Raw genomic sequence first — 17,319 nt, 5'->3', positions numbered from 1 at the left:
TTACCCCCCCGTCATTGGCGGGAAAATGCCGATCTCCCGCGGGTTGCCTATCGGTTCGTCGTGCTCGACATGTTCCTGGTCGAGCGCCACCCGGATCACATCAGGAAACTGAAGCGCCGTCTCATATTCTTCGCCTAGCGTCTTCAAATGACTCAGAAGATCCGACACGGTGACAACCGACTGGGGCAGAGTGATCTCTTCCTCGCCTTTGCCGATCCGTTCGCGCACCCAGGCAAAATAGACGAGCTTCGTCATTCTTCGTCATCCACGATGTGCTTGATGCCGGCGCGGAAATAGTCGTAGCCGGTATAGATGGTCAATATGGCCGCGATCCAGAGAAGGCCGATGCCGGTCATCGTCGTGTACGGGAAGACCTCGTCGCCGGCCGGGCCGGCGAGCAGGAATGCGATCGCCACGAGCTGCACCGTCGTCTTCCATTTGGCGATGCGGGTCACCGGCACGCTGACCTTCAGGGCTGCGAGGTATTCACGAAGACCGGACACCAGAATTTCACGGCAGAGAATGGTAATCGCCGCCCAGATCGACCAGCCGGCGATCGTCTGATCCGCCGCAACGAGCAGCAGGATCGAGGCGACGAGCAACTTGTCGGCGATCGGGTCGAGCATCCGGCCGATATTCGATGTCTGGTTCCAGATGCGCGCAAGGTACCCGTCGAGGAAGTCCGTCAGCGACGCGATGATGAATATCCACAGCGCCACCCACCGGGCCGTGTTGCTGATCGCCAACTTGCCTTCGAGGAAGAAGCACAGGACGATGAGCGGCACGGCCAAGATGCGGCCGTATGTCAGCAGATTGGGAATATTGTATGCGCGCGATGCCATGAAGCTTTTCTCTGAATTGGTGCGTCCGTAGATGACGGCTTTGACCGCAAAGCGTCAACATTCTTTCTGTTTTTTTGCTGCCTTTGCGTGGAATTTGCGACCGACTCCACCTATTTCGCGGCGTCGTCGTGAAAATGATTGTAAACCTGCTTGGCGACGGTTTCCGAAATGCCCTCGACGGCCATCAGGTCCGAAAGGGCCGCACGCGAAACCGCTTTGGCTGTCCCGAAATGCTGGAGCAGGGCGCGCTTGCGCGACGGGCCGACGCCACCGATCTCGTCGAGGGGATTCTTGACCATCTCCTTCTTGCGCCGCGCCCGATGCGAGCCGATGGCGAAACGGTGTGCTTCGTCGCGCATACGCTGGATGAAATAGAGCACCGGATCCCGCGGCGGGAGCGTGAAGCTCTCGCGGCCCCTGGGGAAAAAGCGCTCGCGACCGGCGTCTCGGTCGACGCCCTTGGCGACGCCGATGGCCGTCACGCTGTCGGTAATGCCAAGTTCCTCAAGAATCGCCCGCACTGCCGTCATCTGCCCTTGGCCGCCGTCGATGAGGATGACGTCGGGCCAGGCGGGAAAGGGAATGTCCGCAGCATCCGCCGCCGATACCGGCTGGCTTCGATCCGGGATGCCGTCCTCCTTGATCAGCCGCGAGAACCGCCGCGTCATCACCTCGCGCATCATCCCGAAGTCGTCGCCGGGTGTGATGTCCGTCGATTTGATGTTGAACTTGCGATACTGATTCTTCACGAAACCCTCGGGCCCCGCGACCACCATGCCGCCGACGGCATTGGTTCCCATGATGTGCGAGTTGTCGTAGATTTCGACGCGCTGCGGCACGTATGCGAGCTTGAAGGTCTCCTTGAAGCCTTCCAGCAGCCGCGACTGCGATGCGGTTTCGGCGAGCTTGCGCCCATGTGCTTCGCGCGCATTGCCGATGACATGCTCAACCAGATCGCGCTTTTCGCCGCGCTGCGGCACCAGGATGGAAATCTTGCGTCCGGCCTTTTCGCCGAGCGCCGCGGCAAGCAGCTCCATCTCGTCCACTGTTTCCGACAGCAGGATCTGCTTCGGCACCGGTTTGTCGTCGTAAAACTGCGCCAGGAAGGCGCTCAGCACCTCGGCGCCGGTAAGCTGGGGATCAGCTTTCGGGAAATAGGCGCGATTGCCCCAGTTCTGTCCGGTGCGGAAGAAGAAGACCTGTATGCAGGAAATGCCGCCCTCGTGATGGATCGCGAAAACGTCCGCCTCATCGACGCCAGCAGGGTTTATACCCTGATGGCTCGACACATGCGACAGCGAGGCGAGGCGGTCGCGATAGACGGCAGCCCGTTCGAAATCGAGGTCCTCGGCTGCTGCGTTCATCGCCTCCGCCATATGCGCCTTCACCTTCTGGCTCTTGCCGGAAAGAAAATCCTTGGCTTCCTGCACGAGTTGGCCATAGCCCGCATCGCTGATCTCGTGCGTGCAGGGCGCCGAACAGCGTTTGATCTGGTAGAGCAGACAGGGACGGGTGCGGGTCTCGAAGACGCTGTCCGTACAAGTGCGGATCAGAAAGGCCCGCTGCAGAGAATTGATCGTGCGGCCAACGGCACCGGCAGATGCGAAGGGGCCGAAATAATCGCCCTTTCTGGCGCGGGCACCGCGATGCTTCAGGATGGCCGGTGCGCGGTGGTCGCCGGTGATGAGGATATAGGGAAACGACTTGTCGTCGCGCAGCAGAACGTTAAAACGCGGCCGCAAGCGCTTGATCAGATTCGCTTCCAGCAACAGCGCTTCGATCTCGGTGCGCGTCGTCACGAATTCCATGTGCGCCGTCTGGCGCACCATCTGGGCAATGCGATTGGAGTGGACGCGGCCCATCGCATAGTTGCCGACTCGCTTCTTCAGGCTACGGGCCTTTCCGACGTAGAGCACGTCGCCGGCTTCGTTGAACATGCGATAGACGCCGGGGCTGTTCGGCAGCCGCTTGACGAATTCGGCAATCAGCTCAGCGCCGATCAGCCCGGTCTCGTTGAGCCCACCCTCGTTCCAGTCGACCACAGCCGAAATCGGCGCAGCGGAGGTATCGCTCTCCACTTCGATATCGTCTTCGTTCTCGTCGGTTTCGTCGTAAAGAACACCGCCGTCCGGCAGCTTCCTTGAAGTCATTCCGTTATCTCCGCCACATCGGGCGTCTGCCAGGCAAGATGCTGGCCGCCGTCGAGGGCAATCATTTGGCCGGTGATCGAGGGCGTATCGTAGAGGAAGCGGATCGTCCGTCCGAACTCGCCGAATCCCGGCCCCGCCTTCATGATAAGCCCGCCGACCTGCGCCTGGAAGTCCTCTTCCGTCTGCCGCGCACTGCGCACCGTCGGGCCGGGACCAAGTGCGTTCACGCGGATCCGCGGCGCAAAGCTCTGGGCCATGGTTTGCGTCGCCGTCCAGAGTGCGGCTTTCGAAAGCGTGTAGGAATAGAAAGTGGGATTGAGCGCCCAGACACGCTGGTCGATCACATTGACGATCAGTCCGGCACTGTCTTCCGGCAATTGTTCGGCGAATGCCGCAGCCAGTATCGAGGGTGCCCGAACATGCAGCGCGAAATGCTCCTCCCACGCAGCAGCATCGAAGCGATTTGCCGAATCATTGTGGAAGGCCGACGCGTTGTTGATGAGCAAATCGATCGGTCCGAGGACTTCCGAGGCCCTCTTTATCAGCCCGCTCGTCGCGGCAATATCCTTCAGGTCGGTCTGCAGCGAAATCGCACTCTGGCCCTTTTGCCGCAATTCTGCCGCGAAATTCTCGGCCGCGTCGATCGAGCGGTTCGCATGGATGGCGACGGAAAAGCCGTTCGCTGCTAGATCTTCGATTATCGCCCGGCCTATTCTTCTGGCCGCGCCGGTCACGAGTGCCGTGCGAAGTCTCTTGTCCCTCAAAATCATGCCTCTTCATCACGCGAGTCTATGCGCTGCATATATAGGCGCGTGCGCAGACCTTATAAATAGGTGGTGCGATCGAGGGGAGGGGAGTGATGTTGTCTGTATTATTTAAGGTAATATTCGCGTAAAATAAGTATTCATGATTTAACCATTCGTTATGGTTAACAAATAGTTTGTTGCGGTAAAGCAACATCGAATTTCAGCCACCCAGACGCCACAATCAAATCACAATTTGGCTCTTTCAAATCCTCATTTGGGCATCAGTTTCCGTCTCGATCCGAAAGGGACGTAAGTAATTGCTCGCGAATGCTTCGCTATAAGACAGTTGACGAAGGGCGCGGGTTTGAAAGGAGACGAGTATGCGTACATTTATTGCTAGCCTGTTGGTTTCGACCGTTGCCCTTGGTGGCGTATCCGCTGCTTACGCAGCAGACGCCGTTGACCAGATTCCCGAAGCCCCAATTGCGCAGAATGAGCCGGTGACGCCGGCCGGCAACTGGCAGGGCTTCTACCTCGGTGGCGCCGGCACTTATAACATGGGCAGCTTCACCGACACGTACAACGCTCGTGCCTTTGGCGGCCAGATCTATAGCGGTTACAACTGGCAGCAGGGTCAGATCGTATACGGCGTTGAAGGCGACATCGGCTATTCAGGCGCTGACGCCCCTGCCAACGGCGGCATCGGCAAGAACGAAGTCAACGGCTCGCTCCGCGGCCGCATCGGCTACGACCTGAACCCATTCCTGCTGTACGGTACGGCTGGTCTGGCTGCGACCAAGAACAAGTTCAGCAACGCTGTCGGCTCTGACACCGATACCGCGCTCGGCTACACGGTTGGCGCTGGTGCAGAAACGTTCATCACGAACAACATCACAGCTCGTGTGGAATATCGCTACACCGACTACCAGCACAATGACTTCAACATCGGCGGCACGAACGTCTCGCGCGGCTACGACGAACACAGCGTCAAGGTCGGTATCGGCATGAAGTTCTAAGCCGAACATCGAATGAGACAAAGCCGGGCGCGTTGCCCGGCTTTGTCGTTCTTGTACAGTTTCGGAGTGCGCCAAGCGTCACCGGGGTGCTGGTGGCTATGCCCGGCGGCGAAATCGCACATCGTGCTGCCAGCTGCCAACGGCGCTGCGCGTCTTCGTCGCTTTTGCCAAAGCCGAGAGGGAAGGGCCTCAGCTCTGAGGCTTCAGCTCGCTGTAGGCTGAAAACTTCTTCTCGAAGTCGCGAAGCCAGCCGATCAGTTCGGAGTGATCTGCCTCCCACTGCCCCTTGAAACGCAGGTCGAGGTAGCCGAGCGTCGCGGCGAGCGCAAAGTGGCCGCCGTGCAGCTTCTTGCCGATCTTCGGCATGTGGACGCTCAGGTGGTTGAGCCCGCTGACGGCTTTCTGCCATTGCCGATCGATCCAGGGCTGGTGCACTTTCTCCTCGTCGCGAAACCGGCGTTCGTAGACGATCGCCAGCAGGCAATCGCAAATGCCGTCGCACAGTGCTTCGAGGATCTCCGCTTCGGTGCGCTTGCCGTTCTTTGTGGGATAGAGCTGTTTGCCTTCCAGCCGGTCGAAATAGTGCATGATCGCGATGCTGTCGAAGATCGAGAGCCCGTCATCCGTCAGCAGAGTCGGAATTTTTCCAAGCGGATTGTTGTCGACGAGGACGGCCGGTCCGGCGTTGGTGTCGACCCGAATTTCGGTGACATCGAGATCAAGATAGCGCGCAGCCATCCGTACCTTGCTCGAGTAAGGCGAGGTCGGTGCGCAAAGAATCTTCATCGTTTCTCTCTCTGAAAGGCTGCCTGGTTACCGGGACTATTTCGCTCCCGCGAGAGTCGGTCAATCGTCTTTCGCAGCTTTGCTTTCCCCGCGCAGCCAGAATGCTCGATGCGAAGCGTAGCGGTCATGGGCCATATGGTCCTTCAGCGCCGGCAGCAGTGCGTGCAACTCGTCCTTTAGCGTATAGGGCGGATTGACGATAATCAGACCGGAGCCCGTGAGACCGGTGATGCCGCGATCGCTGCGTACGCTGAGTTCGGCGCAAAGGGTCTTCGGAATATCGAGTGCCTGCAGCGCCTCGTGGAATTCCTTGATCGGTGCGCCCCGCTTCAGCGGATACCAGAGGCAATAGGTCCCGCCAGGGAAGCGGCGATAAGCCTTCGCCAGCCCATCGACCAGGCGGTCGTACTCGCCTTCCTCTTCAAACGGCGGATCGACCAAGACGATGCCGCGCTTTTCCTTCGGCGGCAGGTGCGCGCCGAGTGACAGCCAGCCATCGAGTTCGGTGATGCGGGCGTGGTGATCGCCTTCGAACAGGCGGTGCAGACGCACATAGTCCTCAGGGTGCAGTTCCATCGCCGAAAGCCTGTCCTGCGGACGAAACAGCATGCGGGAGAGCTTGGGCGAGCCGGGGTAAAAGCGGATGCCGCCATCCGGGTTGAGTTCCCGGACAGCCGTGAGATAGGGCTCCAGCAACTCGGCAACCTGTGGCGCGAGCTCGGCATCCAGGATTTTGCCGATACCATCGCGCCATTCGCCTGTTTTCTGCGCCTCTTCGGAGGAAAGGTCGTAGAGACCGAGGCCGGCATGCGTGTCCAGTACGCGAAAGCCCGCGTCCTTATTCTGCATATAGCGAACGAGGCGAGCCAGGACGGCATGCTTCAGCACATCGGCAAAGTTGCCCGCATGGTAGATGTGGCGATAGTTCATTTTCGCTGATGCCCGTGATGAATTCGCCTGATCGGCGTCATTTGTGGCTTTTGGCCGGTTCCCGGTTGGAATATAGAATTCCCATGAACATTGCGACCCCCATCCAAGCCAAATCCCCGAAGTCGGACACCAAGGTCGGCCATACCGCCTGTCCGCACGACTGTCCCTCGACTTGCGCGTTGGAGGTCGAGCTGACCGAGGACGGTCGCATTGGCCGCGTGCGCGGCGCCAACGACCACTCCTACACGGCTGGAGTGATCTGCGCCAAGGTCGCCCGCTATGCCGAGCGGCTTTACCACCCGGACCGCCTCCTGCGCCCGCTGCGCCGAAAAGGCGCCAAGGGGGCAGGTGAGTGGCAGCAGATCTCCTGGGACGATGCGCTCGACGAGATCGCCGAGGCCTTCGTCAAGGCGGAGGCAAGGGACGGCAATGAGGCGATCTGGCCCTATTACTACGCCGGCACCATGGGTTGGGTGCAGCGCGATTCCATCGATCGCCTGCGCCACGCAAAGCGCTACTCCGGCTTCTTCTCATCGATCTGCACCAATCCCGCCTGGACCGGTTTCACCATGGCGACGGGCACGCTTCGTGGTCCCGATCCGCGTGAGATGGCGCGCACGGATTGCGTCGTCATCTGGGGCACCAACGCGGTCGCGACCCAGGTCAACGTCATGACCCACGCCATCAAGTCCCGCAAGGAGCGCCAGGCCAAGATCGTAGTCATCGACATCTACGACAATCCGACGATGAAGCAGGCCGACATGGCACTGATCGTCAAGCCCGGCACGGATGCGGCGCTCGCCTGCGCCGTCATGCACATCGCCTTCCGCGACGGCTACGCCGATCGCGCCTACATGGCGAAATACGCCGACGACCCGAGTGGCCTGGAGGCGCATCTGCAATCCAGGACACCAGAATGGGCTGCAGCAATCACCGGTCTTTCCGTCGAGGAGATCGAAGCCTTCAGCAAGCTCGTCGGCACGACGAAAAAAACCTATTTCCGTCTCGGTTACGGCTTCACCCGCCAGCGCAACGGCGCAGTCGCGATGCATGCAGCCGCCTCGATCGCAACCGTGCTCGGCTCATGGCAATACGAGGGTGGCGGCGCGTTCCATTCGAACAGCGACATCTTCCGCATGAACAATGCGGAGCTGACCGGCAAGCCGATGAAGGATGCGAACATCCGGATGATCGACCAGTCGCAGATCGGTCGCGCTCTGACCGGCGATGCCGTGGCGCTCCGCAACCGCGGCCCGGTCACGGCCATGCTGATACAGAACACCAATCCGGTGAACATCGCGCCCGAGCAGCGGCTGGTGAAGCGCGGCTTTGCCCGCGACGATCTTTTCGTTGCCGTGCACGAGCAGTTCATGACCGAAACGGCGGAAATGGCCGATATCGTAATCCCGGCCACCATGTTCGTGGAGCATGATGACATCTATCGCGCTGGCGGGCAGAATCACATCTTGCTTGGTCCCAAGCTTGTCGAGCCGCCCTCGACCGTGCGCACCAACCTCTTTGTCATCGAGGAGCTTGCCAAGCGCCTCGGCGTCGCCGATCGTCCGGGTTTCGGCTTTACTGCGCGCGAGATGATCGATCGGGTTCTCGCAGCCAGCGACCTGCCGGACTACGACCATTTCCTCGAACACAAGTGGTTCGACCGCCAGCCGGAATTCGAGGATGCACATTTCCTGAACGGCTTTGCGCACCCTGACGGCAAGTTTCGCTTCCGCCCGGACTGGGCCAACCAGCCCGCGCCGAACCGACCGCCTGACGCTGTGGGGCTGCTTGGCCCGCATGTGGAGCTGCCGGCGTTTCCCGACCAGGTCGATGTCATCGAGGTGGCTGACGCCGAGCATCCTTTCCGCCTGGCGACATCGCCCGCCCGCAACTTCCTGAACTCCAGCTTCTCCGAGACCAAGACCTCGCGCCAGAAGGAGGGGCGGCCCGAGTTGATGATCAATCCACGGGATGCCGAGGCCCAAGGGATATCGCATGGCGATATCGTTCAGGTCGGCAATATCAGGGGCGAGGTGCGCCTCCATGCCCGTATAACCGCCGAGGTAAAGCCGGGCGTGCTAATCGCCGAAGGCCTGTGGCCGAACAAGACGCATGTGGACGGCGAGGGGATCAACGTGCTGACCGGTGCCGATCCTGTCGCTCCTTACGGCGGGGCGGCCGTTCACGACAACAAGGTCTGGCTGCGCAGGGATGCCGCATGACGAAATTCGAGAAGGCAAAGGCCGAAATCGCCAGCGAAGAGACCCTCTCGAAAGGCTGGACGCGGCTCAGCAACTATCTGGTAGACTACACCGATTCAGAAGGTGAAACCCATCGCGTCAGCCGCGAGGTCTACCATCGCACGCCTGCGGCGACGATCCTGCTCTACGATCCCAAACGCGGCACCGTGGTCCTCGTCAAGCAGTTCCGCCTGCCGCTTCAGCTCCACGGCGAACCCGCCTGGATCCTCGAAGCGCCCGCCGGCCTGCTCGACGGCGACGAACCGGAAGCCGCCATCCGTCGCGAAGCGGTGGAGGAGACCGGCTTTCGCGTTCGCGATGTCCGCTTCCTCTTCAGGGCCTACAGCTCACCAGGCTCCAGCATGGAAGTCATTCACTTCTTCGCTGCCGCGATCGATACGACGGATCGTGTCTCGAATGGCGGCGGTCTTGCGGAAGAGCACGAAGATATCGAGGTGCTGGAGGTCCCGCTCGAAAGGGCGATGGCGATGATCGACAGCGGCGAGATCGTCGACCTGAAGACGATCGTCTTGTTGCAATGGGCTGTATTCAACAGAGCGACCCTTGGCTAAGCCCGCGGCTGCAACCTCTCGGCTTTGGCCGCTCGCTTGAGTTTAACGTCGACCGCGGCAAGCGGCACCGACTGTGCCAAGGCAAGCGCAAGGTAGGCGGCATCATAGGCTGAAAGCTGATGTTTGCGCGCAAGCCGGATGACGGTCGGATGATCGTCGTCAAAGATTGTCCGGAGAGGCAGGCTCTCCAGCCGTATCAGGCAGGCTAGGACATCTGCGCCGGCAATGCGATGCCGTCGCTCCGCGGTAATCAGGATGTTGCGCATCTCTTGCCAGAACAGGTCGGGCACGAGGGCATCTTCGCTTTCCAGCAGCGATAGCGCACTTTCCGCGTCCTGATTGTCCTCGTCCGGCAGAAGCCACGCAGCAGCAACCGACGCATCGACGACAAAGGGCATCAGCGCTGCCCCTCTCGCCGCCATTCCTGTATCTCCGCAGCCGTGGCTGTCGTCCGTTCAGCCCGCTCGATGCGCAGCAGTCTTATGGCTTCGGCCCGCTCGCGGCCGTTGTCGATCTTGCTCAGCCGGGCCACAGGAGTGCTGCCACGCGAGATTTCGATATCTTCGCCCTTCTCAACCTTGGCCAGAAGTTCAGATAGATGCGTTTTTGCTTCCGCGACTTTTCCTTCCGACCGGTTCAAGCTAGGCTCTGCAAGATAGTTGGTCAACTGGTTGACCAACTTCATGAATACGTCGATGGTATTCACACTGATGTCATGAATCGGCGCTACGGGCTCCGGCTTGTCATCATTMACCATCCGTTAGGAGAAAGCCGATGTGGCTCAGCAATTTCACGATCGTTCTTCCAGGTGAGGTCGTGAGCAACGGCTCGGTCCGCATCGAGGATGGCGCTATTGCCGAGATCCGTCCGGAAGCCGTCGCGGGTGCCGCCATCGATGGTGGTGGGCGTCTGCTGATGCCTGGCTTCGTCGATCTGCATGGCGATATGATCGAGCGCGAGATCGCGCCGCGTCCGAATGCGATGATGCCGATCAACTTCGGCATCCACGAACTGGACAAGAAGCTTGCCGCTCACGGCGTGACCACAGCCTTCGCAGCCGTCTCCTTTGCCACCGAGAGCGTCTACGGCCATGTTCGCTCGCTAGAGACCACTGCCGCCATCATTGAAGGGATCACCGGCCTCAGGAACGATCTGCTGATCGACCACCGCGTTCATGCGCGCTACGAGATCACCAATCTCGGCGCGGCGCCGGCGCTGGAGAAGCTGCTCGATGCCGGCCACATCGACATGGTGTCGTTGACCGACCACACGCCGGGGCAGGGCCAATACAACAACATCCAGAGCTATATCCTGAGCATTGCCGAGCGCCGTGCCGTCTCCGAGGACATGGCGGCCGAGATGGTTGCGAAGCGTATCGCAATGCGCAACAATGCGGACATCGACATCAAGCTAAAGCAGATCGTCGATCTGTCGCTGCGTCACAAGCTGTCGCTTGCGTCCCACGATGACGACAGCGCGGAGAAGGTCGCCGAGATGCACGATCTCGGTGTCACGATCAGCGAGTTTCCGGTCACGCTTCCGGCGGCCGAGGAAGCGCGACGTCGTGGCCTATGGACGCTGATGGGTGCTCCAAATGCGCTTCGCGGGCAGTCCATGTCGGGCAATCTGAGTGCGCTGGATGCGGCAAGCGCCGGTCTGCTGACCGTTATCGCCGCCGATTATCATCCGGCTGCCTTCGTGCCCGGCATCTTCAAGATAGCCGATCAGACCGATCTGCCGACAGCCGTTGCGATGGCGACCAGGAATGCCGCGCGCTCGGCGGGCCTCCTGGATCGCGGCGAGATCGCCGTCGGCCAGCGCGCCGATCTGGTTGTCGTCGAAGCAGGTGATGTGCACCGCATCCGCGCTACCTTCCGCGGCGGGCGGTTCGTCTATAGCGACGGCACGCTGCACCAGCCACGTGCGCTCGCCGCCTGAGCCAGTCAGGCCCGGTCTCCGATTAAGGAGAGGACTTGGCCGCCTGTCGCCGGCGCTGCTGCGGTGCCGGTGATGACGGCTTTGCCGCCTTCCATCCTCACCTTGCCCTCCGCCAAAAGCCGCAGCGCCTTGGGATAGAGCTGGTGCTCGACTGTAAGTACGCGCGCCGCCAACGTCTCGGCGGTGTCTCCGGACAGGATTGGGACCGCGGCCTGACCGATGACAGGCCCTTCGTCCATGCCCTCGGTTACGAAATGCACGGTGCAGCCGGTGATCCGCATGCCTGCGTCGATCGCGTGTTGATGCGTATGCAGACCGGGAAACATCGGAAGCAGCGAGGGGTGAACATTGATCATTCGTCCCTCGTAGCGCTGAATGAACGTTCCGCTCAGGAGGCGCATGTATCCGGCAAGGCAGAGGATGTCGGGCGACAGTTTATCGAGCGCGGCAAAGATCGCCGCCTCGTGGGCTTCCTTGCTGGCGTAGTCCTTGCGCACGAAGGCGAAGGTCGGAATGCCTTCCGCGGCCGCCTTGGCAAGTCCGCCGGCGTCGGCCCTGTCCGATATTACGCCGACAATCTCTGCCGGAAAATCGACCGCCTTTGCCGCAGCGACGAGCGCCATCATGTTGGAGCCGCCGCCGGAAATGAAGACGACGGCGCGTTTGCGCGGTGGCGTCATATAGCGAGCATACCCTTGTAGAGCGTACCGCCGGCGCCTTCCGCACGTGCGATCATGCGGCCGAGTTGCACGACCTGTTCGCCTTCCGCTTCGAGCGCCGAGATGACGGTTGCGACGTTTTCGGCGGCGACGACGGCGATCATGCCGATGCCGCAGTTGAAAGTGCGCAGCATTTCCGTCGCTTCGACGCCGCCCGTCTTGGAAAGCCAGGAGAAAACAGATGGAACGTCAACCGCAGCCAGATCGATCTCCGCCGCGAGGTGCTTCGGCAGGACACGCGGAATATTCTCCGGGAAGCCGCCACCGGTGATGTGTGCCAGCGCCTTGATAGCATTCGTTTCGCGGATCGCCTTGAGCAGAGGCTTCACGTAGATGCGCGTCGGCGTCAACAGCGCTTCGCCGAGGGTCTTGTCAGCAGCGAACGGAGCCGGTGCATCCCAGGCAAGGCCCGATATGCCGACGATCTTGCGAACAAGCGAGAAGCCGTTGGAATGAACGCCCGAGGAGGCAAGACCGAGGATCACGTCGCCTTCGGCAATGTCACCGGATGGCAGCAGCCGGCCGCGCTCGGCAGCGCCGACGGCAAAGCCGGCGAGGTCATAATCGCCTGACGAGTACATGCCAGGCATTTCCGCCGTCTCACCGCCGATCAGCGCACAGCCGGCCTCGCGGCAGCCCGCGGCGATACCGCCGACGATGGCCGCACCCTGGTCGGGATCAAGCTTGCCGGTGGCGAAGTAGTCTAGGAAGAACAGCGGTTCGGCGCCCTGGACCACCAGATCGTTGACGCACATTGCGACGAGGTCGATGCCGACGGTTTCATGATAATCCGCGTCGATCGCGATCTTCAGCTTGGTGCCCACGCCGTCGTTGGCGGCGACGAGGACCGGATCGGTGAAGCCTGCTGCCTTCAGGTCGAAAAGGCCGCCGAACCCGCCGATTTCGCCGTCCGCCCCCGGGCGGCGCGTCGAGCGCACGGCAGGCTTGATCTTCTCCACCATCAGGTTGCCCGCGTCGATATCGACGCCCGCGTCGCTATAGGTCAGGCCGTTTTTTCCAGACTGGCTCATACTGCTCTCCGATGGCTGTCTTCGGGCGGGTAAAATTTCCCCGCATCACATGCGGGTCGCAATTGCATGACAGGGGCGTTTATGCAAGGGATCGCACGGAGAAAGCCCCATTTTCCCGCTCTTTTGACTGACGTATTCGGGATTTTGAGCCTCGGGGTTGACCATTCTCGCACCTGCATCCTATGTGGCTCAAAGGCTGCATCGGTGTGATGCGGCTTGGAGCGTCGGTCGATCAGCGGGGAATGTGATGCCACAGCAGGTTAGCGGCGCGGGTCTAAAGCGTCAGGTCATCTTCTGGCTGGTCGTGCTCGCGGTCTTCATCGCATTCCTTTTGGTGTTCAGTTCAATCCTGCTGCCGTTTCTGGCAGGCATGGCGCTGGCCTATTTTCTGGATCCCGTTGCCGACAGGCTCGAACGGTTCGGCCTCAGCCGCCTTATGGCTACGATCGTCATTTTGATCTCCTTCGTGATCGTGATCGTCCTGGCCCTGATAATCCTCATTCCAATCCTCGCCAGCCAGTTTGCCGATTTTGCTGGCCGCCTCCCGACCTATATCGATCAGCTGCAGAAATTCATCGCCGAGCAGCAGAACTCGATGCTGCCGGATTGGATCAAAAGCCAGCTCGGAACGATCAAGAGCAACTTTTCCGAAATCCTGTCTCAAGGCTTCGGTTTGCTGACCGGCCTCTTTGGCCAGGTCTGGAACTCGGGCCTAGCCGTCGTCAACGTGATCTCTCTGATGATCGTTACGCCGGTCGTGGCATTCTACATGCTTCTCGATTGGGACCGCATGATCGCCAAGGTCGATCAGTACATCCCGCGCGACTACGTCGCAAACGTTCACCAGATCATGCGCGAGATCGACCAGGCAATCGCTGGATTTATTCGCGGACAGGGTTCCTTGTGCCTCATCCTGGGTATCTGGTACGCCGTCGGCCTGTCGGTCGTCGGCCTTAACTTCGGCCTGCTGATCGGCCTTTTCGCAGGCATGATCAGCTTCATCCCCTATGTCGGTTCCATGGTCGGCCTGATCCTTGCTGTCGGTGTCGCCATCGTCCAGTTCTGGCCGGACTACATCTGGGTCGGCGCTGTTCTTGCCGTCTTCTTCAGCGGACAGTTCATGGAAGGCAATATCCTGCAGCCGAAGCTCGTGGGCCATAGCGTCGGCCTGCACCCGGTATGGCTGATGTTCGCGCTCTTTGCCTTCGGCGCGCTGTTCGGTTTCGTCGGCCTTCTGGTCGCGGTTCCTGCGGCTGCCGCCGTCGGCGTGCTTGTTCGGTTTGCTCTTTCGCGCTACCTTGAAAGCGATCTTTATGCGGGTGGGTCGACGACCGACCGCCCCCGGAAGACAAAAGCTGATCTTAAATGACTGAAGTGAAAAATGCTGATTCAAGGCGCAGGGCCGTCGAGCAGCTACCCTTGGCCTTTTCCCACGATGCCGCAACAGGGCGCGCCGACCTGCTGGTCTCCGAGCGGCTGGCTGTCGCAGTCTCGGCCATCGACGCCTGGCCGCAGTGGCCTTCCCCCGTCGTGATCCTTGCAGGCCCGGTCGGATCGGGGAAATCGCATCTCGCCAAGATTTGGCAGGAGCATAGCGGTGCCGCGGATATCTGGCCGAAGGCAGGCGCCAATGCGAGCCTGGTCGCCGCCGCCGGTCCAGTGCTTTTTGAAGACGTCGATCGCGTCGGTTTCGATGACACCGAGCTCTTCCATGTGATCAACAGCGTGCGCGAAAACGGCAACAGCCTGTTGATGACCAGCCGACTGTGGCCGATGTCGTGGCCAGTTCAACTGGCGGACCTGCGTTCCCGCCTGAAGGCCGCGACCGTCGTCGAAATCGGCGAGCCGGACGAGGAATTGCTGTCTCAGGTGATCGTCAAGTTGTTTGCCGACCGCCAACTTAGTATAGATGACAAACTTGTCCTCTATATCGTCAACCGGATGGAGCGGTCGCTGAATGCGGCCCAGACGATCGTCGAAAGGCTCGACCGGCTCGCCCTTTCGCGGGGCGCCAAGATCACCCGGTCGCTCGCTGCCGAAGTATTGAATGAATTGGGTAATTCGGACCCGGTCGATTGACTGTCACAGTTCCGTCGTGAAACTGATATACTTGGCTCGGCCAAATGAAATGGGGCAATCAGATCATGGACAGCGCCGTCGCGGAACACCACGAACCTACTCCGCAAGCCAAGGAGAATGTTCCGCCGCTTGAAGAGTTGCTTGCCAGCCCGGAGCGGTTCATCAACCGCGAATTCTCGTGGCTGCAGTTCAACCGTCGCGTCCTTGAGGAAACCCTGAACACCGAGCATCCTCTGCTCGAGCGCGTTCGTTTCCTCTCGATCTCGGCTGCCAACCTTGATGAATTCTTCATGGTGCGCGTCGCCGGCCTTGAAGGCCAGGTGCGCCAGAACATCGTTGTCCGCACGCCGGACGGCAAGACGCCGGCAGAGCAGCTTGACGCCATCCTGCAGGAAATCGACAACCTGCAGATGGAGCAGCAGGCATCGCTGGCGGTCCTGCAGCAGTATCTGGCCAGGGAAGACATCCTGATTGTCCGTCCGGGAGCGCTCAGCGAAACCGACCGCAACTGGCTGGCGACCGAATTCGAGCAGGCGATCTTTCCGGTCCTGACGCCGCTGTCGATCGATCCGGCGCATCCCTTCCCCTTCATCCCCAACCTCGGCTTCTCGATCGGCCTGCAGCTGGTCAGCAAGAACGGCCGCGACCCGATGACCGCATTGCTGCGTTTGCCGCCGGCGCTGGACCGTTTTGTGCGGCTGCCTGACGACGGCAATACCATCCGCTACATAACGCTCGAGGATGTCGCAAACATCTTCATCTACCGGCTCTATCCAGGATACGAGGTGCAGGGTTCGGGTACCTTCCGCATTATCCGCGACAGCGATATCGAAGTAGAAGAAGAAGCCGAGGATCTGGTGCGTTTCTTCGAAACAGCGCTCAAGCGACGTCGCCGCGGCTCCGTGATCCGCATCGAGACCGATTCCGAGATGCCCGCATCATTGCGGCAGTTCGTCGTCCAGGCATTGAACGTCCCTGACAACCGCGTCGCGGTCCTGCCGGGCCTGCTCGCCTTGAACACGCTCTCCGAGATTACCAAGGCACCGCGCGACGATCTTCGGTTTCCGCCCTACAATGCGCGATTTCCCGAACGCGTCCGCGAGCACGCCGGCGACTGCTTCGCCGCGATCCGGGAAAAGGACATGGTCGTCCATCATCCCTATGAATCCTTCGACGTGGTGGTCCAGTTCCTTCTCCAGGCTGCGCGCGATCCTGACGTTCTGGCGATAAAGCAGACGCTCTACCGCACATCCAATGACAGTCCGATCGTCCGCGCACTGATCGATGCGGCCGAATCTGGAAAGTCGGTGACTGCACTGGTGGAGCTCAAGGCACGTTTCGACGAGGAGGCCAATATCCGTTGGGCGCGCGACCTTGAGCGTGCCGGCGTCCAGGTCGTCTTCGGCTTTATCGAACTGAAGACGCACTCCAAGATGTCGCTGGTCGTTCGTCGTGAGGAAGGCAAGCTGCGTAGCTACTGCCACCTCGGCACCGGCAACTATCACCCGATTACCGCGAAAATCTACACTGATCTGTCGTTTTTCACCTGCAACCCGGTGATCGCCCACGATATGGCGAACATCTTCAACTTCATCACCGGATATGGCGAACCGGAAGAGAGCATGAAGCTCGCGGTTTCCCCGTATACGCTGCGCTCGCGCATCGTTCGGCACATCGAGGAAGAGATCAAGCACGCCAAGAGCGGCGCGCCGGCAGCGATCTGGATGAAGATGAATTCGTTGGTCGACCCGGAGATCATCGATGCTCTCTACACGGCAAGCCGCGCCGGCGTCGAGATTGATCTGGTCATTCGCGGCATCTGCTGCCTGCGCCCGCAGGTGCCCGGCCTTTCCGAGAATATTCGCGTCAAGTCCATCGTTGGCCGCTTTCTGGAGCACAGCCGCATCTTCTGCTTCGGCAATGGTCAGGGACTGCCCTCCGACAAGGCGCTGGTCTACATTGGCTCCGCAGACATGATGCCTAGAAATCTCGATAGGCGCGTCGAGACGCTGGTTCCGCTGACCAATCCGACCGTTCACGAGCAGGTTTTGTCACAGATCATGCTGGGCAACCTCATTGACAATCAGCAAAGCTACGAGATATTGGCCGACGGAACGTCCCGGCGCATGGAAGTGCGCAAGGGCGAGGAGCCGTTTAACGCGCAACAGTATTTCATGACCAATCCCAGCCTTTCCGGCCGTGGTGAAGCCCTGAAATCCAGTGCGCCAAAGCTTATTGCCGGCCTGCTTTCCGGCCGAACGCAAAGATAA

The 17,319-nt window shown here is 60.4% G+C and carries 17 protein-coding genes; 7 read left to right on the top strand and 10 right to left on the bottom strand.

Features of this window, described 5'->3' with window-relative positions; translation table 11 throughout:
- The 4 genes from moaD to AC1DMK_RS09785 all read right to left on the bottom strand — a co-directional run bounded on the left by moaD (position 1) and on the right by AC1DMK_RS09785 (position 3,756).
- Positions 1-255: a molybdopterin converting factor subunit 1 gene (gene moaD / locus AC1DMK_RS09800; RefSeq protein WP_037063785.1), complete on the bottom strand. Its 255-nt coding sequence runs from the start codon at positions 253-255 to the stop codon at positions 1-3.
- Positions 252-842, bottom strand: coding sequence for a CDP-diacylglycerol--glycerol-3-phosphate 3-phosphatidyltransferase (gene pgsA / locus AC1DMK_RS09795; RefSeq protein WP_037063783.1), 591 nt, complete (start codon positions 840-842; stop codon positions 252-254). The genes moaD and pgsA overlap by 4 nt, the downstream gene beginning before the upstream one ends.
- Before the next feature lie 110 nt (positions 843-952).
- The gene (gene uvrC / locus AC1DMK_RS09790) at positions 953-2,992 is read right to left on the bottom strand and encodes an excinuclease ABC subunit UvrC (RefSeq protein ID WP_477858660.1); all 2,040 of its coding nucleotides are present in this window, start codon (positions 2,990-2,992) and stop codon (positions 953-955) included.
- Positions 2,989-3,756, bottom strand: coding sequence for an SDR family oxidoreductase (locus AC1DMK_RS09785; protein WP_158447546.1), 768 nt, complete (start codon positions 3,754-3,756; stop codon positions 2,989-2,991). Before AC1DMK_RS09785 ends, uvrC begins: the two co-directional genes overlap by 4 nt.
- 362 nt (positions 3,757-4,118) lie before the next feature.
- On the opposite strand from AC1DMK_RS09785, the gene AC1DMK_RS09780 reads away from it, so the two are divergent.
- A complete protein-coding gene (locus tag AC1DMK_RS09780) occupies positions 4,119-4,754 on the top strand; it encodes an outer membrane protein (RefSeq protein WP_037063776.1) in 636 nt (211 codons plus the stop codon).
- Positions 4,755-4,943: 189 nt separating this feature from the next.
- On the opposite strand, the gene AC1DMK_RS09775 is transcribed toward AC1DMK_RS09780, so the two are convergent.
- Positions 4,944-5,540 carry a glutathione S-transferase gene (locus AC1DMK_RS09775; protein WP_037063775.1) on the bottom strand — a complete coding sequence of 199 codons (597 nt, stop codon included), beginning with the start codon at positions 5,538-5,540 and terminating at the stop codon, positions 4,944-4,946.
- A 60-nt stretch (positions 5,541-5,600) separates the two neighbouring features.
- Entirely contained in the window at positions 5,601-6,470 is an 870-nt protein-coding gene (locus AC1DMK_RS09770; RefSeq protein WP_477858656.1) for a 23S rRNA (adenine(2030)-N(6))-methyltransferase RlmJ, read from the bottom strand.
- Positions 6,471-6,553: 83 nt separating this feature from the next.
- Between AC1DMK_RS09770 and AC1DMK_RS09765 the strand changes: the two genes are divergently transcribed.
- Both AC1DMK_RS09765 and AC1DMK_RS09760 read left to right on the top strand, forming a co-directional pair.
- A complete protein-coding gene (locus AC1DMK_RS09765; RefSeq protein WP_477858654.1) occupies positions 6,554-8,692 on the top strand; it encodes a molybdopterin-containing oxidoreductase family protein in 2,139 nt (712 codons plus the stop codon).
- The gene (locus AC1DMK_RS09760; protein ID WP_037063769.1) at positions 8,689-9,282 is read left to right on the top strand and encodes an NUDIX domain-containing protein; all 594 of its coding nucleotides are present in this window, start codon (positions 8,689-8,691) and stop codon (positions 9,280-9,282) included. Before AC1DMK_RS09765 ends, AC1DMK_RS09760 begins: the two co-directional genes overlap by 4 nt.
- Here AC1DMK_RS09760 and AC1DMK_RS09755 read toward each other — a convergent pair.
- Together AC1DMK_RS09755 and AC1DMK_RS09750 are read right to left on the bottom strand one after the other, a co-directional pair.
- Positions 9,279-9,704, bottom strand: a complete 426-nt coding sequence (locus AC1DMK_RS09755) for a type II toxin-antitoxin system VapC family toxin (protein ID WP_477858652.1) — start codon at positions 9,702-9,704, stop codon at positions 9,279-9,281. The genes AC1DMK_RS09760 and AC1DMK_RS09755 overlap by 4 nt on opposite strands.
- Positions 9,680-9,961 (bottom strand): type II toxin-antitoxin system Phd/YefM family antitoxin, encoded by a 282-nt coding sequence (locus AC1DMK_RS09750; protein ID WP_477858916.1) that lies wholly within the window; start codon positions 9,959-9,961, stop codon positions 9,680-9,682. Before AC1DMK_RS09750 ends, AC1DMK_RS09755 begins: the two co-directional genes overlap by 25 nt.
- A 95-nt stretch (positions 9,962-10,056) precedes the next feature.
- Between AC1DMK_RS09750 and AC1DMK_RS09745 the strand changes: the two genes are divergently transcribed.
- Positions 10,057-11,220, top strand: coding sequence for an alpha-D-ribose 1-methylphosphonate 5-triphosphate diphosphatase (locus AC1DMK_RS09745; RefSeq protein ID WP_477858650.1), 1,164 nt, complete (start codon positions 10,057-10,059; stop codon positions 11,218-11,220).
- 5 nt (positions 11,221-11,225) lie between these two features.
- On the opposite strand, the gene purN is transcribed toward AC1DMK_RS09745, so the two are convergent.
- Positions 11,226-11,900 (bottom strand): phosphoribosylglycinamide formyltransferase, encoded by a 675-nt coding sequence (purN, locus tag AC1DMK_RS09740; protein ID WP_477858648.1) that lies wholly within the window; start codon positions 11,898-11,900, stop codon positions 11,226-11,228.
- Positions 11,897-12,970, bottom strand: coding sequence for a phosphoribosylformylglycinamidine cyclo-ligase (gene purM, locus AC1DMK_RS09735; RefSeq protein ID WP_037063758.1), 1,074 nt, complete (start codon positions 12,968-12,970; stop codon positions 11,897-11,899). The genes purN and purM overlap by 4 nt, the downstream gene beginning before the upstream one ends.
- Before the next feature lie 247 nt (positions 12,971-13,217).
- On the opposite strand from purM, the gene AC1DMK_RS09730 reads away from it, so the two are divergent.
- The 3 genes from AC1DMK_RS09730 to AC1DMK_RS09720 all read left to right on the top strand — a co-directional run bounded on the left by AC1DMK_RS09730 (position 13,218) and on the right by AC1DMK_RS09720 (position 17,319).
- A complete protein-coding gene (locus tag AC1DMK_RS09730; RefSeq protein ID WP_037063756.1) occupies positions 13,218-14,339 on the top strand; it encodes an AI-2E family transporter in 1,122 nt (373 codons plus the stop codon).
- Complete coding sequence (gene hdaA, locus AC1DMK_RS09725; RefSeq protein ID WP_477858646.1) at positions 14,336-15,049, top strand: DnaA regulatory inactivator HdaA; 714 nt, start codon at positions 14,336-14,338, stop codon at positions 15,047-15,049. Before AC1DMK_RS09730 ends, hdaA begins: the two co-directional genes overlap by 4 nt.
- A 65-nt stretch (positions 15,050-15,114) precedes the next feature.
- Positions 15,115-17,319, top strand: a complete 2,205-nt coding sequence (locus AC1DMK_RS09720) for an RNA degradosome polyphosphate kinase (protein ID WP_477858914.1) — start codon at positions 15,115-15,117, stop codon at positions 17,317-17,319.

Source organism: Rhizobium sp. 05L419 (assembly GCF_056397845.1).
This window is presented reverse-complemented; position numbering and strand designations above follow the sequence as displayed.